At 36.5% G+C, this 14,192-nt stretch carries 14 protein-coding genes; 4 read left to right on the forward strand and 10 right to left on the reverse strand.

What is annotated here, in order from left to right; genetic code table 11:
* Positions 1 to 69: 69 nt before the first annotated feature.
* Both B3I52_RS09240 and B3I52_RS09245 read left to right on the forward strand, forming a co-directional pair.
* Positions 70 to 1,269: a GAF domain-containing sensor histidine kinase gene (locus B3I52_RS09240; RefSeq protein WP_293300596.1), complete on the forward strand. Its 1,200-nt coding sequence runs from the start codon at positions 70 to 72 to the stop codon at positions 1,267 to 1,269.
* A 111-nt stretch (positions 1,270 to 1,380) separates the two neighbouring features.
* Positions 1,381 to 2,283: a DMT family transporter gene (locus B3I52_RS09245; RefSeq protein WP_293300598.1), complete on the forward strand. Its 903-nt coding sequence runs from the start codon at positions 1,381 to 1,383 to the stop codon at positions 2,281 to 2,283.
* Between the two features lie 51 nt (positions 2,284 to 2,334).
* On the opposite strand, the gene B3I52_RS09250 is transcribed toward B3I52_RS09245, so the two are convergent.
* On the reverse strand, positions 2,335 to 3,006 hold the full coding sequence (locus B3I52_RS09250; RefSeq protein ID WP_293300600.1) for a helix-turn-helix domain-containing protein: 672 nt from the start codon (positions 3,004 to 3,006) through the stop codon (positions 2,335 to 2,337).
* Positions 3,007 to 3,237: 231 nt separating this feature from the next.
* On the opposite strand from B3I52_RS09250, the gene B3I52_RS09255 reads away from it, so the two are divergent.
* Both B3I52_RS09255 and B3I52_RS09260 read left to right on the forward strand, forming a co-directional pair.
* Positions 3,238 to 4,491: a YaiO family outer membrane beta-barrel protein gene (locus B3I52_RS09255; protein ID WP_293300602.1), complete on the forward strand. Its 1,254-nt coding sequence runs from the start codon at positions 3,238 to 3,240 to the stop codon at positions 4,489 to 4,491.
* A gap of 8 nt (positions 4,492 to 4,499) precedes the next feature.
* On the forward strand, positions 4,500 to 5,660 hold the full coding sequence (locus B3I52_RS09260; protein WP_293300604.1) for a hypothetical protein: 1,161 nt from the start codon (positions 4,500 to 4,502) through the stop codon (positions 5,658 to 5,660).
* 244 nt (positions 5,661 to 5,904) lie between these two features.
* On the opposite strand, the gene B3I52_RS09265 is transcribed toward B3I52_RS09260, so the two are convergent.
* The 9 genes from B3I52_RS09265 to B3I52_RS09305 all read right to left on the reverse strand — a co-directional run bounded on the left by B3I52_RS09265 (position 5,905) and on the right by B3I52_RS09305 (position 13,774).
* Positions 5,905 to 7,950 (reverse strand): LTA synthase family protein, encoded by a 2,046-nt coding sequence (locus B3I52_RS09265; RefSeq protein WP_293300606.1) that lies wholly within the window; start codon positions 7,948 to 7,950, stop codon positions 5,905 to 5,907.
* Between the two features lies 1 nt (position 7,951).
* The gene (locus tag B3I52_RS09270) at positions 7,952 to 9,400 is read right to left on the reverse strand and encodes a glycosyltransferase family 2 protein (protein WP_293300608.1); all 1,449 of its coding nucleotides are present in this window, start codon (positions 9,398 to 9,400) and stop codon (positions 7,952 to 7,954) included.
* Positions 9,400 to 10,545: a HEAT repeat domain-containing protein gene (locus B3I52_RS09275; protein WP_293300610.1), complete on the reverse strand. Its 1,146-nt coding sequence runs from the start codon at positions 10,543 to 10,545 to the stop codon at positions 9,400 to 9,402. The genes B3I52_RS09270 and B3I52_RS09275 overlap by 1 nt, the downstream gene beginning before the upstream one ends.
* Before the next feature lie 18 nt (positions 10,546 to 10,563).
* Positions 10,564 to 10,938 (reverse strand): response regulator transcription factor, encoded by a 375-nt coding sequence (locus B3I52_RS09280; protein WP_293300611.1) that lies wholly within the window; start codon positions 10,936 to 10,938, stop codon positions 10,564 to 10,566.
* 158 nt (positions 10,939 to 11,096) lie between these two features.
* Positions 11,097 to 12,146 (reverse strand): WD40/YVTN/BNR-like repeat-containing protein, encoded by a 1,050-nt coding sequence (locus B3I52_RS09285; protein WP_293300612.1) that lies wholly within the window; start codon positions 12,144 to 12,146, stop codon positions 11,097 to 11,099.
* Entirely contained in the window at positions 12,146 to 12,580 is a 435-nt protein-coding gene (locus tag B3I52_RS09290; RefSeq protein WP_293300613.1) for a DUF2147 domain-containing protein, read from the reverse strand. Before B3I52_RS09290 ends, B3I52_RS09285 begins: the two co-directional genes overlap by 1 nt.
* Positions 12,581 to 12,653: 73 nt before the next feature.
* Complete coding sequence (locus tag B3I52_RS09295; RefSeq protein WP_293300614.1) at positions 12,654 to 12,956, reverse strand: hypothetical protein; 303 nt, start codon at positions 12,954 to 12,956, stop codon at positions 12,654 to 12,656.
* A gap of 51 nt (positions 12,957 to 13,007) precedes the next feature.
* Positions 13,008 to 13,418 (reverse strand): VOC family protein, encoded by a 411-nt coding sequence (locus B3I52_RS09300; protein ID WP_293300615.1) that lies wholly within the window; start codon positions 13,416 to 13,418, stop codon positions 13,008 to 13,010.
* A 41-nt stretch (positions 13,419 to 13,459) separates the two neighbouring features.
* Positions 13,460 to 13,774, reverse strand: coding sequence for a VOC family protein (locus tag B3I52_RS09305; RefSeq protein WP_293300617.1), 315 nt, complete (start codon positions 13,772 to 13,774; stop codon positions 13,460 to 13,462).
* Positions 13,775 to 14,192 lie beyond the last annotated feature (418 nt).

A 14,192-nucleotide genomic window follows, 5' to 3' on the forward strand; every position in this document is an offset into this window, starting at 1 on the left:
TTTTTTTTGCTTAAAAACCGTACTAACTTTATTTTTGTAGTTAAGCCTAGTCGAAAATTAATTAAACTTATGCAAAGTACCCGTCCAATTCTAGCAAACGAAATAGAAAGATTAGCCACTCTTTTTGAACTCGATTTAGATTATGTTAACCTAAATAACAGCTTTGAAGACTTGAGTTATCTCGCTGCCAAAATTACGGGCACAGAAATGTCGCTAATTTCTTTTATAGATTCTTACACACAGTGGATTGTTTCGAGGTTTGGATTAGAAATTTATCAGACCCCAATAGACGACACGGTTTGCCAGTACACCTTAATGGAAGACGACCACTTAGAAATTGAAGATCTTTCTACCGACAAGCGCTTTGTAGGCAAAGGAATTGCTGAAGACCCCATGAATTTGAAGTACTACCTAGGCATTCCTTTAAAATCTAGCAGTGGTTACCATATTGGTTCGCTTTGTGTATTAGACAAGAACCGACATAAGCTTTCTGCAGACAAAATTGATCAATTAAAAATAATTGCCAAGCAGGTTATTTCTAGAGTTAACGATACCTATTTAATTAAAAACCTAGAAAAAAAACTGAACGCCCAAAATGATGCCTACCAAAAAATTGCTCACGATATTCGTGGCCCAATTGCGGGAATTACCGGTTTGGCAGATATGATTAGCAACAATAAAAATGAGTACCCCAACGAAGAGCTGCACAACATTGTAGCTATGATGGGCAAAAGCGGTCAATCTGTATTAGATTTAGCCGACGAAATTTTAAGAAATTCCTTAAAAGAAACCATTTATTCGCCAGAAGTTTTTACCCTCAACATTTTTAAGGATAAGCTGGAAAAGCTCTACCAGCCACAAGCATTTAACAAACAAATTGTATTGGATATTGAAGCAAACATTGCTTTTGACACCATTCAAATTAAAAAAGACAAATTACTGCAAATTAGCGGCAACCTCATTTCTAATGCTATAAAATTTACGCCAAACAAAGGCAATATCAAAGTACTGCTAGATTTAATACTAGAGACCGATAAGAAAACCTTAATAATTGAGGTAAATGATACCGGCACAGGAATGAGCGAACAGGCTATTGAAGAGGTATTAAAAGGAACAGCAGAAAGTAGCGATGGCACTATTGGCGAGAAAGGTTATGGCTTTGGCTTGCCATGCGTTAAAAAATTATTGACCGAATTAGGTGGCGAAATGAGTATCCAATCTGTACAAGGAGAAGGCACGCACTTTAAAATACAAATACCTAACGTTTAGATCTGGAGGTATTTTACTGCTTAACAATGAACACAAAACATTTGGCACATTCTTAATAATACGTAGCTTTGCAACCTAAAACATGAGCACAACCCTACAAAGTAAGTTTTTATGAGCAATCGCAACGCTACGCTGCTCAACTTTCTAATCGGAATTACCTTCGTTATCTTTTGGTCTTCTGCTTCTTCGGCCACTAAAATTGGATTAAAGTATGTACAACCTCTCCTATTAGCCGTACCCCGTTTTATACTTGCAGCAGCAATTATGTTGGGTATTGCCCATTTAATTATGCGTCAGCCTCTTCCTGCCAATAAAACTGCTTGGAAAAAAATTGCGATATATGGCTTTTTTAATGTTGGTTTATATTTGGGGCTTTATGTGGTAGCCATGCAAGAAGTATCGGCAGGCTTAGCTTCTTTATTTATTGCCATTAATCCGGTACTCATTATGCTTATTAGTACTTTATGGTTTAGGCAACCTTTAACTACCGTTACCGTGGTAAGTTTTACCTTATGCATGGCAGGTATGTTACTAGCGGCTTATCCTTTGTTGGGAGGCAGCCATGCCAGCACTTTAGGGTTGTCTCTTTTGTTATTATGCAATATCTCTTACTCTATTGGTGCCATTTATTTCTCTAAACAAGATTGGCAAAATATGCATATATTAACCATAAATGGCTGGCAAACGCTTTTTGGCTGCCTATATCTATTACCCTTTGCATTATTTTACTATCAGCCAGCAGCAAACACATTTAATGGCTCTTTTTGGGGGGCAGTTGTTTGGCTCGCCATTCCTACTTCTGTTATTGCCACATTATTGTGGATGATGTTACTTCGAGACCACCCTACCAAAGCATCGGCTTGGCTTTTCTTATGCCCAGTGGCGGGTTTTTGCATTGCCGCATTAATTATGGGCGAACCACTTACTTGGTACACCCTTGCTGGCGTAACTTTGGTAATTGTTGGGCTTTATTTTGTACAGTTAATGAAGAACGAACAAGCCAACGAAAAATAAATCAAAGAAGAAGTACTGAAAAGTTAAATAGCTTTAAACAACACAACTAGATTATACTAAATCAAAAGCTTGTGCAAATCTCACGGCATCGTAATTATTTTTAAGGTTAAGTTTTTGCCTCACATTTCTACGATGAGTATCTACTGTAGCCAACGCAATAAATAATTTTTGCGCAATTTCTGTCGAGCTTAGCCCCAATGCCATCATTTTTAATATTTCTGTTTCTCTAACCGTAAGCTTTCCAAAAGCCATTGCATTATTACGCAAGAACCTAATATCGTTCATTAATCTGGTTATTTTCTCACTAATATGATGCGCCGGGTCTAGTGGGCTTGCCGTAGTTATTAAATGTGTAGGCTGTTGGTTATCATCTTCTAAAAATACTTTACTGCTACTCGCAAAAAGCTGCCAATTTCCATCTTTAGACTTTACCTGCTGAAAATAAGATGAAGACATGGAAGGCTTATGCATTAAATTATGCTGTATTTTAGCGGTATAATCTGCATCGTCGTCTTGGTGAAAATAACGAGAAACATACTCTCGCGAATCTATCGTTTGCAACTCCTGTAAATCTATTCCCAAAATAGCTAAGCCCACCTTGTTCATATAAACTACGCTCAGATCAGCAATACGGTGTACAATAATTGCGATAGGCATTTCGTCGGCCATAAGTCGTAGCCCGTCCAACTTTTCCTTTAACCTTAACTCTTCTAAATTTTCCATCAATAGCTAATCTTTCTAAATTTCACCAATAAGCAAATAACTAAATAAAAAGGGATATCCTATCCCAAATTGTAGATTTTTTTTCCTAATGTTTTACCTATTACTTTGTTTATAACTTTAACCTTATTAATTTAGAGCGCATCATAATGGGTTTAAACAACACACACCTATATTTCTTCTTGTTTTCTTTAGTTTATAGCTATTGGTATGTTAATTGAAACGTTAAATTATATGAAAAAGACGCTGACTAGATTTTTAGCTATTACTCTCTGCCTTCAATTATTTACAACAAGCTATTTAGTGGCACAAGAAACTACTGAACTAAGCTCTGATGAGATATTTACACTAGCCAGAAACATCCCTAAGGAAAAAGCAAACTACCCCCAAATAATTGGATTGCTGAAAACCGCATTGACCAAAAGTCCCGATTATGCTGATATACGAATGTTTTTAGGAAGAGTATATACTTGGAATGATGACCTAGATAGTGCCAGGTACCAATTTAACCAAGTGTTGGCCAAAGATGCTAAAAATATAGAGGCCTACTCGGCTATATTTGACCTGGAATACTGGAACAACAACTATTGGCGAGCTTTAGACCACGCTAACGCGGGCCTCTTTTATGCGCCTAATTCGGCAGAGCTCAATATCAAAAAGGCAAAAGCCCTTAATGCATTAAAAGAGAGTAGAAAAGCTTTAGCTTTGTTAAAAAACTACAACGTTCAATTCCCTAACCAAGATAGTGTGGTAAATTATTACCAATCGCTTAAAAAGGAAAACCTTAAAAACACAGTTGGTGTTAGTTATGAGTATGTTTATTTTGACAAAAGATTTAACGACCCTTGGCATTATACCACTATAGATTATAGCCGAAGTACCGGCATTGGTTCTATTACCGGAAAGTTATTGTACAGTAACCGTTTTAAAACCGATGGCCTACAGGGCGAAATAGAAGCTTATCCGTCTATTACCAAAAACATCTACGCCTATATGGCCTTGGGCTTCTCAGGTTCGGATATTTTTCCTCGTTTTAGGGCCGGAGCTTCGCTTTACTATACCTTGCCAAAAAGTTTCGATGCCGAAACAGGTTTTAGATACCTAGATTATAATCCAACAAAAACCTACATTTATGTATTGGCCTTGGGCAAATACACCGGAAACTATTATTTTAACCTCAAAACTTATTTATCTCCCGATGTAGATATTTTTTCGCACTCTTTTACGCTTACTGCCCGTTATTATTTCTCCGATCGCTATAACTATATGGGCGCTCAATTGGGCACTGGTATTTCGCCCGATGATATGACCCGGAATATTACCGGACTGGGCAATTTACATTCGTATAAATTTGGACTAAGCTATTCGAAAGATTTGGTGAATAACCTAACGCTTGCCCTATCGGGATTATGGTATTACGAAGAATACCGCACCAATACATGGGGCAATCAGTTTAGTGCAGGGATATCGTTAGCTAAAAGATTTTAAGTATAGGAATGAAGAGAAGCCTATTAAATACCATTTTATTTTATGCCGTTATTGCCTTACCGCTTTGGATGTTTTTGGCTTGGCTTTTTTGGCCCAAAACTAAATATGTAATTGCCATAGTAGATAAAACTGTATTATTTAAAACGGGACAAGAACATGCTTCTTTAACATGGGTTTTACGCAACAACAAATTCTCCAAAACATCAACCGAACTTTATCATGTTGGAAAAGACTATTTTGGCTTTTTCCCCAACAAGAACAAACAGTTTGACCTAAAAGGTTTAGAAAGAGCATCTGATGAAGAACTAGAAAAACTGAGCGTAGATGCCGATATGGCCTATATTACCGATACTTATGGTATCTATTCTAAAGAATGGTACTTGGCCAAGAACATTACCGAAAGACAACGTTTACTGTATGGTGGGCTATCCTCACAAGATATGTTTTTCTTGAAAAAGATGAAGCAGAAGAAAAAACTAATTATTACCGAGTTTAATACTTTTGCTACCCCCACGCCTCAAAATGTAGCCAAAGATTTTGAACAGACCTTTAAAATTAAATGGACTGGCTGGGTAGGTAAATACTTCGATTCTTTTGATACCGTTCAGAATAAGGAATTGCCCAGATGGCTGGTAGAAAACTACAAAGCGCAAAACAACAACCAATGGCCTTTTAAGAAAGCAGGTATTGCGTTTGTTAACAAAAGCGACAAAATTGTTGTATTAGAATACGTTCACCATTTAAATGCAGAAGTACCTTATATATTAACCAGAAAAGAAGAAAGGGAAAAGTACAATATTCCAAAGAGCATGAAATATCCTTTTTGGTTTGATATTATACAAACCTCTAGAACAAACAAAATTATTTCTTTTTATGATTTAAAGGTAAATGAGGTTGGCGCTAAAATACTTGCCGATAATGAGATTCCTTCGCAATTTCCGGCAATAATAGAGCATTACAGAGATGATTATAAATTTTATTATTTCTGCGGAGACTTTGCCGATAATCCTATTTCTCAAGGAGGTTCTTATTTTAAAGGAATAAGCTTTTTTAGGAGCCTTTTTTATAATGACGACATTGCCGCAGAACGGGTAAGTTTCTTTTGGGAATTTTATAGGCCTATGATTAACCGTATTCTACGTGATTATCATGATGACATAAAGAAATAACAAGCTAAGTTTACCTCATCAACTGAATTGTTAATCTACATAAAACCGACCCAAAAAATTTACGCATAGCTTTTCACTTCGTTACAGGCCCACAAGCTATTACTGATATTTTAACGCCAATACAGTAACATTCCGTAGCGAGAGAATTTCCCGATTTTGGCTAATATTTTGGATTTGGTTTAGTTCAAGAAATCAATCTTCCTAAATATTACAAGCAACTGAAAGTGCTTTTCTGAGCTTATATTTAAGGTTTAAATTTTCGATACAAACTATCTGGCAGTAGTTTTAAGCTTTGGGTTATTTGATTATTTTGCGATTTATATTGGTTAAACTCCCCTACTAGCTGATTTTGCTTAGAATCATCTTGAACGGGCTGCAGCGCAAAATTATCGCCCATACTGTACAAGGTTTGTCCGTTTAAGAAATATTCTCCAGAAACGTAGTCTATTAAATCGCTAACTGTTTGTTTAAGCGGATAACGATGTATGTTTCTAAACTGTTTTACGGTATCTAAGCCTGTACCCACCCAGGTAACCAGGTTAGGCATATCTAATTTATAATTGTTTTGCAGAAACTTAACCAAAGAAGGTGCAATATCTAAATGGCTGGAAACAGACCTGATACTAGCACTGCGCTTTAACATTGGCGAAAAAATAATTAACGGAACATGATACCTATCTATCTTGGTTGACATTGGTATTTCTGGCAGTCGGTGATCTCCGGTAATGATAAAAATAGTGTTGGCATAAGAGGGCAGTTTTATAAACTCTTGAAAAAGATGCCTAATGGCTTCGTCTGTATATAAAATTGTAGCGTATTGGTCTTTGTAAGTTCTATGTATCGATTTGTTCTCTTCGTCGAAACCAAGTTTTTTCATTTGTACTTCCATCAAGTCATAATACTTGTTCATTTCTGGCACTTTGTATGGTGTATGCATAGAAATAGTTTGTATATAACTTACAAAAGGTTTATTGCTTGGCAATTTAGCGTAATAACTTGCGGCTTTTTTCATCAAATCTAAATCGGGATAGCCCCAATAAGAGTTATGCGCAGCTGGAAACTCCTTAAAATTTGATTTAGAAATCAGCTGATCAACACCTTGTGCCTTAATAAACAAACCTTCGTTATCAAAAGTCTCATCAGTACTCATTAAAAACGAAGAATGGTAACCATTTTTTTTTAATAAACTCAAGGTGGTAAAGGCTTTGGGCATTTTGGCGCCCAGCTCGTTATATCCTTTGTTAAAAAATGGCAAAGACCCTAAAATAGATGGCAAAGACGCAAATGTTCTTCCTTGTGCAGCCAAAAAGTTTTCAAAGTATAAACTGCGGCCTCTAAGCTCGTCTAAAAATGGCGTAAAACTACCTAAATAAGCATTAGGACCACTAAATGCCCTACCTAAACCTTCTACCTGAATAAATACAATATTTGGTCGCACAGCACTATCAACCTTAAAGAAATTGCTCAATACATCTACGGTATTTTCTTCTCTTAAAAATGGATATGCACTATTTACATATTTCATGGCCGGCCGCAAAGAATTCCCGACATCGGCACCATCTTCAAAATAATTAGCAGCATAAATATCTACGTTTGGTTCGTTATCAAAAAAATACGCATAACTACGCTCAAAGAAAAATGCCTGTTTGTTTATCGCAATATTGTAATCGTATTCTTTTTTAAAAGTGGTAGCAGATGGCAGCGCCGACACATTAAACCATAACAGTAGCATAGCTATTGCAAGTAAAAAAGTACTGTTCCTGTTGTTAATGAACTTGGTTTTATCGGCAATTTTAAGAGCTATCCATAAAAAGGCAAAAGGTAATATTAAAATGAGCACACTTAAAAAGTCAATGCTTACTCCGGCAGAAACGGTCTGTTTAATTTCACTGTAAGAATAACCGTAAAAATCAGATCCGAGAGGTACTAACGCCGTAAAAAAGTACTTTAACAATAGTAAATAAACCAAAACATAGATACTAAAAATAATACCTGTAGCCACATAAATGTGCTTTTTTACTTTTAACGAAAAAAAGAATAATAAATAAAGCACGTATAGCAAAGGCAAGCTTTTAAGTACAAAAATTACATCGAAAAAAAGGGCTTTAAAAAACAACATTAAAAATTCGCTTGGCATTTGCACTTTAAAACCAATGTATAAATACTCTAGAATTTTTATGAACAGCACTGTTGCCATTAAGGCCAGCGCATATTTAGAAAACAAGATAATGCTCTTCTTAAATCGGTCTAAAACCGGATATTCTGGTGCTTCAAAAAAAGTATTTTCCATTTTAAGTTGTTTGTTTAGTTTCTGTAGCAGCCTCTGTGCTTTTAAAGCCTTTGCGGGTCATGGCACCCCAATTATTTTTACCTGTAAATTTATCTAAATTACCCTTAATAGACCAATATACAGTTAAGGGATGGTACATTATTGGCTCTAAAAATGCGGAAAGTAAAAGTTTAACTAAGTCGGTACCTTTGGTATATTGCTGATAGGACATTTCTTCGAACAGAATGGCTATTGTAGATAAAGTGATCGAAAAAAAGTACACCATTGCTATTAATATGAATGAAAACTCCCAATTTATATTGCCCATAAAGGCTAGCAAAATAAAAACAGTAATGCCCAAAAATTCTATAATAGGAGCCATCCATTCAAAAAACAACCAATAGGGATAACTCAACATGCCCAACACACCATATCGTGGGTTAAAGAACAAATCTTTGTGCATCCATAAAGATTCTATGGTTCCGCGGGTCCAGCGGTTGCGTTGCCGCCCTAAAATTTGTAGGTCTTGCGGTGCTTCTGTCCAACACAGCGGATCGGGAATATAAACCACCTTAAATCTTCTGTCTTGCTCGTACATGTACCTTCTCATTCTTATCACCAGCTCCATGTCTTCGCCTACGGTACTGTGATCGTAGCCACCCACTTTAATTACAGTTTCCTTATCAAAAAGCCCCATGGCGCCAGAGATAATTAACAAACCATTTAGGCGGCTCCAAGCCATTCTGCCCATTAAAAATGCCCTGATATATTCGAGCACCTGAAAACGCGGCCATAAGTTTTTTGGCATGTTTATCTCTACCAATTTACCGTCTTCTACTTTACATGAGTTGGCTATGCGCACCACCCCTCCAGTAGCAATTACCTTGTATTTTTCTTCTAAATAAGGTTTTGCCAGTTTTAAGATAGCGTCTTCGAGCACTATACAATCTACATCAATACACATGATGAGCTCTTTGGCTGCCACGTTAATACCTGCATTTAAAGCATCAGATTTACCTCCGTTTACTTTATCAACTACGGTGAGTTTAGAAAAAGATGGCAATTTTGATTTATATACTCCACGTATTTCGTTGCATTTAATTTGATAGTTTACTACAAAATCAACCTTTTCAAGTTTGTAATAATCAAACATTTGCTGAAAAGTGCCGTCCTTGCTTCCATCGTTAATAATAATTACTTCGTAATGGCCATAATGCAACGAAAGTAGCGAACGAATGTTTTCAATAATGGTCGCTTCTTCATTATAGGCGGGTGCCAAAATAGATACCGAAGGCGCAAGTGGCGAAACCAAGATTTCTCGGTAGTTTACATAGCTGTTTTTTCTGATATAGCCACTCATTTCGATAGCCGACAGTAACGTTAATATCAGGTAAGACCCCATTACAAATATTGCATAATAGAATATCGCATTATTAAAAATTGTTTCGAAGGTTGCTAAAAACTCTCTCATTATTGTTTAATACGGTTATCTAATACGTGTGTAATTAAAGCTTGATTTTCGGGGCTTGTATGATGATAAATCTCTAACAACCTGGCTTCACCATGATCTGCATCTCTTTTTATCGCATATAAGGCTGCTCTCTTAATCTTAGAATCGTTAGAGTGTATCCTCGACGACAGAAAATCGGCATATTTTCCCGAAGATATTTTTCCCAACGAGTTTAATATCTCTAATTTAATTTCATCGGTATGATCGAAATAAATCTCGAACATGTGTTTTTCTAGTTCCTCTAATTCTAATTTGCCAATAATTTCTATCGATTTTTTCACTATACGTGTATTGTGATGTTTTAACAGCCGTTGTACCTCTTCAGCCGCATCAAACTGCATAAAATGGTCTATGAGTTTAAGACAAAACATCACTACGGTATCATTTGGAGAACGTAGCCATTTTGAAAAAGAAGGAATAGTTAGTTTTTTATTTTTTGTAATGATCTCGAACAGTACCAATTGGTGCCAATCTAAAATGCGCTCTTGTGCCCTATCTAAAAAATGAAAGGGATCTTTATTAGAAAGCTTGAGATAAGCGGCCTGTGCTTCCATACGCAGGAGTCCGTTTTCATCGTCGGTATATTTAATAATTTCTTCGGCCATCTCAGAAATTCCCATCTCATTAGCTTCTCTAATACCTTCAATTTTTGTTTCCCAATGCTTACTATCTATTTTCTTTTTAGAGCGTTTATCTAATTTAAGCTTGGCATACAACAGGGCCAATACTTCCGGTATTTTTCCGGTAAAGTTTTTATGATAGGTAATGATCTCGCTGGTTAATATCTGGTTTACAGTAGAATTTTTTAGCGGCAATTTTTTCAGTTTGTCATAAAAATGCACTGCAATTTCAGCGGTATTTTCACTTTCGTCGTACACAACCACACTGGCTAGCATATTACCTATACGCTCTTTCCAATATTTGGTTTGCTTATTCTGATTGGCCTTAATTACACGCCTAAAGATAATATAGATATACAATTCGACTATGGCGATAGCACAGAAAAGTATAATCATTAACGAAATTTTAATATTAGACGGGAAATAAGACAAACGATCTACGTATGTTTCCCGTATATAGCTAAAAATGGTTCCAAAAAAATTCATTCTTAAGCTATATTTTTATTAGAAAGCATTTTGCTTTACGTATCTCTTTATGCGCACAGAAAGCTCGTTCAAATTAAATGGCTTATAGATAAAATCATCAGCCCCTAAACTAAAACCCTCTAGCACAATATTTTCTAAACCTACTGCAGATATCAATAAAACCGGTGTATGTTTTTTAATTGGATCGTTCTTTACATAACTCAAAATCTCCATACCTCCTACAAAAGGCATCATAATATCGGTAAGAATAAGATCGTAAGTTTCATTCTTCACTTTTTCCATAGCTTGCCTGCCATCTGCGGCAACATCTACTTGGTATCCATCTTTTTTCAGCTTAAACTCTAATGCTTTAAGCATCAACACTTCATCTTCGGCAATTAGTATCTTCGACATCTTTTCTGCAGTTATATCATTTAGCTTTACAATTCTCCTACCAATTATAGGATATATAAAAATATTGCTTTGTTAATCCAAAAATAGCATTTTTATCATATTAAACCAGCATAACGGCTATTATTAATAGCGTATTAATTTCCCCACGGTGTAGAAAATTAATGAATATCAGTTATGTGCAAGCCATAAATTTGGCCTTTGCCACTTATCAAATATACCCTGTGGGCTGCTGCAGCTACAGCATTGAAACTTAAAGCAGATATATTTTCCCAGTTTTTGCCGCCATTAGTAGAAATATCGGTACCTGATGTACCTGTGGCTACACAAAAGTTTTTATTTACGTATGTAACTCCAGAACGATAACCAAATACTGGTATTATTGGTTTTTGCCAAGTTTTACCGCCATTGTTGGTCAGCAAAACATTATTAGCATTGTCTTTATCTTTTAAATAATTACCGCCAACAGCTATCCCCTTTTTGGCATTAAAAAAATTGATAGAGAAAACGCCTGTACTACTTTGCCCCTGTACAATGGGGCAATGATAAACATGCCAGTGCTTACCATAATTGGCCGAATAATAAATATTGGCAGTTACACCACCTGTGGCTATCCAAACCTTGCCTTTGCCCAAAGTTTGGATACTGGTACCGCTTGCGGCAAAACCAGCCTCGCCTACTTTTAATTCTTTGTTTAAATTATTAGAGATATTTTGCCAACTCAGCCCCCCGTCTTTGGTTCGCAATAGTTGCATTTTATTATTGATGGGGTCTCCGAAAACTAGCCCATTTTGTTCATCCCAGAAATCCATTCCGTCTAAAAATATAGCCGAATCGGTATTTTTATAGGTTTCTTTCCAAGTTTTTCCACCATCGTTTGTATGCAAAATATAAGCTGGCGAGCCTGCATTTACAATAATTGCTTTTTGTTGATTAAAGGCTTGTACATCTCTAAAATCTAGCTTTTCGTAACCACTAGGCTGCATCCATTGCCATGTTTTGCCACCATCTACCGTTTTACCTACATAGCCCTTGCTACCACTTACCCAAATCACATCGCTGTTTACTACCGAAAGGCCACGAAGACTTGTATTTGCATTAACAGTTAATGGCACAAGCTCGTAGTTTTGAGCAGATGCCGCAAGAGGCACTACTAAAAAAAACACTAACAAGAGTTTAATAAGCTGAAACGGCCGAAGTTGCTTTAACATTATTTGATTCTTTTCCAAACTTCTGTTCTGCCAATTAAAGAAACGCCAATAAAACCACGAATACTTAACTGTTTATCGTCTTTTAGGGTAAGCTTACAACTGTATGTTTTGCCAGATTTAGGATCGTAGATACTACCATCCACCCATTTTCCATCATCAAAAACAAAATTTTTAAGAATTTCTAGCCCTAAAATAGGTTTAGAGCGCAGGCTTTCATTTGGATTTTTTTCATCTTTTTTAGGTTTTCCATTTTCATCGGTAGGGTCTTTAATCCAAACCAGTTTACCAAAATATTTATCGCCTTTTTTATAAATCTCTATTTGCCCCTCGCCAGTCGGATTAAGCCATTTACCTAAAACATCATCTTTCGTTTGTGCAAAAGCTTGTAGCGCAAATAACCATAAAACCACTAAAAATGCTGATCTTCTTACCATAACCTTATGTTTTAATCTTTATAAAGTTAAGGATTTAAAGAGACAAAAGTTTTACAGGGATGAAAATTAAATATTAAAAAATGTTTAATACGGCGCTTACACCTACATTTTTGCCAGTAGCGACCCATTGGCTAGCCACCGCAGTAGTTTCATTGCCTTTATTTAACAGCTCTGCGGTACATCCGTGATTTTTAACAATTTGCTGTATTTGGAACGCTAAATTTAAAATGTCTTTTTCAAAATCTAAACGAAGTACGCCATCATTATCCTCTAAATCGAAGCTTACTTGCATGTCTAAAAACAAAGCAAGTATATCGGCAATAATTAGCTTGGCCGTTAAAGGGCACGTCACGTTGGTTTTAAATACTTCTACCATAGTTTTTTGTTTAACCCTCCGAGGGCCAGTCTTAGAAAATTGAAAATTTGGTTAGTCCTTTGTTGGCATAGCGTTCATGTCCATATAACTAATTTCCCACATATGGCCATCTAGGTCTTCAAACCCATGTCCGTACATCCAAGGGTAATCTTGTTTAGGCACCAATGTTTTGCCTCCTGCTGCTATTGCCAAGCGCACAAATTCATCTACTTCTTCCCTACTCTCGGCCGAAATACAGATTAGCACTTCGGTATTTTGTTTGGCATTTGCTATGGGTTTTGGGGTAAATCTTGCAAAAAACTCCTCTCTCAACAACATCACCATAATATTTTCAGAAACAATCATGCAAGTTGCATTTTCGTCTGTAAACTGTTGGTTAAAGGTAAAACCCAAATGTGTATAAAAGGCAATTGCCTTATTTAAATCCTTTACTGCAATATTTACGAATATTTGCCTAGCCATTTTCTTTTAATTTTAAGGTTAAGATGGGAGTTAATTAGGGACTATTGAGCGGCTTTTCCTTGCTGAGCTTCGTTGTAACTTACCATCCACTGAATTTGAAATTTATCTACCAACATACCGTAATAATCGCCCCAGAACATATCCTGCAAAGGTTGTTCGATTTCTGCACCGACCGACAAAGCGTCGAACAATTGCTTTGTTTCTTCACGCGTATCGGGTTGAAGCATGATATAGGTATTATTACCTTTGTTCAGTTTATGGCCCATTGATTCCGGCGCATCTGAGCCCATTAGATAGTAACCGCCTAAAATAGGAAGTTCGATATGCATTATCAGTTTTTTTACTTCTTCAGGCATTGGTGGCATTCCGGGTGAGGCTGGTACGTCTCCGAAACGCATAACACCATGTTCGAAATCAGTTCCAAATACTGATTTGTAAAAATTGAATGCTTCNNTAATAATCGCCCCAGAACATATCTTGCATGGGCATTTGCACGGTTCCGTCATGACTTAAAGCACCAAAAATTCTATCGGCATCTGCACGGCTATCTACACTAATGCAAAGCGAAACATTGGTTCCTGCCATTACTGGCGGCATATTAGAAGGCACATCGGTACCCATTAACATGGTGCTACCTATTGAAAGCGCAATATGGGCAATGCCGTTAGCTTCATTTTCTGGAATGCCTTCGCCTGCACAGCCCTCGCTATCGGTAGCGTCTTGTGGCATTTCGTTAAAACGCATTACGAACGGAAAATCGCCACCAAAAATAGA

Origin of the sequence: Pedobacter sp. UBA4863 (genome assembly GCF_002399615.1) — a bacterium.
Lineage (GTDB): Bacteria > Bacteroidota > Bacteroidia > Sphingobacteriales > Sphingobacteriaceae > Pedobacter.

Bases quoted from the DNA above. Each gene is read 5' to 3' on its own strand.
- B3I52_RS09240 (WP_293300596.1), top strand. From the start codon at position 70: ATGCAAAGTACCCGTCCAATTCTAGCAAACGAAATAGAAAGATTAGCC.
- B3I52_RS09245 (WP_293300598.1), top strand. From the start codon at position 1,381: ATGAGCAATCGCAACGCTACGCTGCTCAACTTTCTAATCGGAATTACC.
- B3I52_RS09250 (WP_293300600.1), bottom strand. From the start codon at position 3,006: ATGGAAAATTTAGAAGAGTTAAGGTTAAAGGAAAAGTTGGACGGGCTA.
- B3I52_RS09255 (WP_293300602.1), top strand. From the start codon at position 3,238: ATGAAAAAGACGCTGACTAGATTTTTAGCTATTACTCTCTGCCTTCAA.
- B3I52_RS09260 (WP_293300604.1), top strand. From the start codon at position 4,500: ATGAAGAGAAGCCTATTAAATACCATTTTATTTTATGCCGTTATTGCC.
- B3I52_RS09265 (WP_293300606.1), bottom strand. From the start codon at position 7,950: ATGGAAAATACTTTTTTTGAAGCACCAGAATATCCGGTTTTAGACCGA.
- B3I52_RS09270 (WP_293300608.1), bottom strand. From the start codon at position 9,400: ATGAGAGAGTTTTTAGCAACCTTCGAAACAATTTTTAATAATGCGATA.
- B3I52_RS09275 (WP_293300610.1), bottom strand. From the start codon at position 10,545: ATGAATTTTTTTGGAACCATTTTTAGCTATATACGGGAAACATACGTA.
- B3I52_RS09280 (WP_293300611.1), bottom strand. From the start codon at position 10,938: ATGTCGAAGATACTAATTGCCGAAGATGAAGTGTTGATGCTTAAAGCA.
- B3I52_RS09285 (WP_293300612.1), bottom strand. From the start codon at position 12,146: ATGTTAAAGCAACTTCGGCCGTTTCAGCTTATTAAACTCTTGTTAGTG.
- B3I52_RS09290 (WP_293300613.1), bottom strand. From the start codon at position 12,580: ATGGTAAGAAGATCAGCATTTTTAGTGGTTTTATGGTTATTTGCGCTA.
- B3I52_RS09295 (WP_293300614.1), bottom strand. From the start codon at position 12,956: ATGGTAGAAGTATTTAAAACCAACGTGACGTGCCCTTTAACGGCCAAG.
- B3I52_RS09300 (WP_293300615.1), bottom strand. From the start codon at position 13,418: ATGGCTAGGCAAATATTCGTAAATATTGCAGTAAAGGATTTAAATAAG.
- B3I52_RS09305 (WP_293300617.1), bottom strand. From the start codon at position 13,774: ATGCCTGAAGAAGTAAAAAAACTGATAATGCATATCGAACTTCCTATT.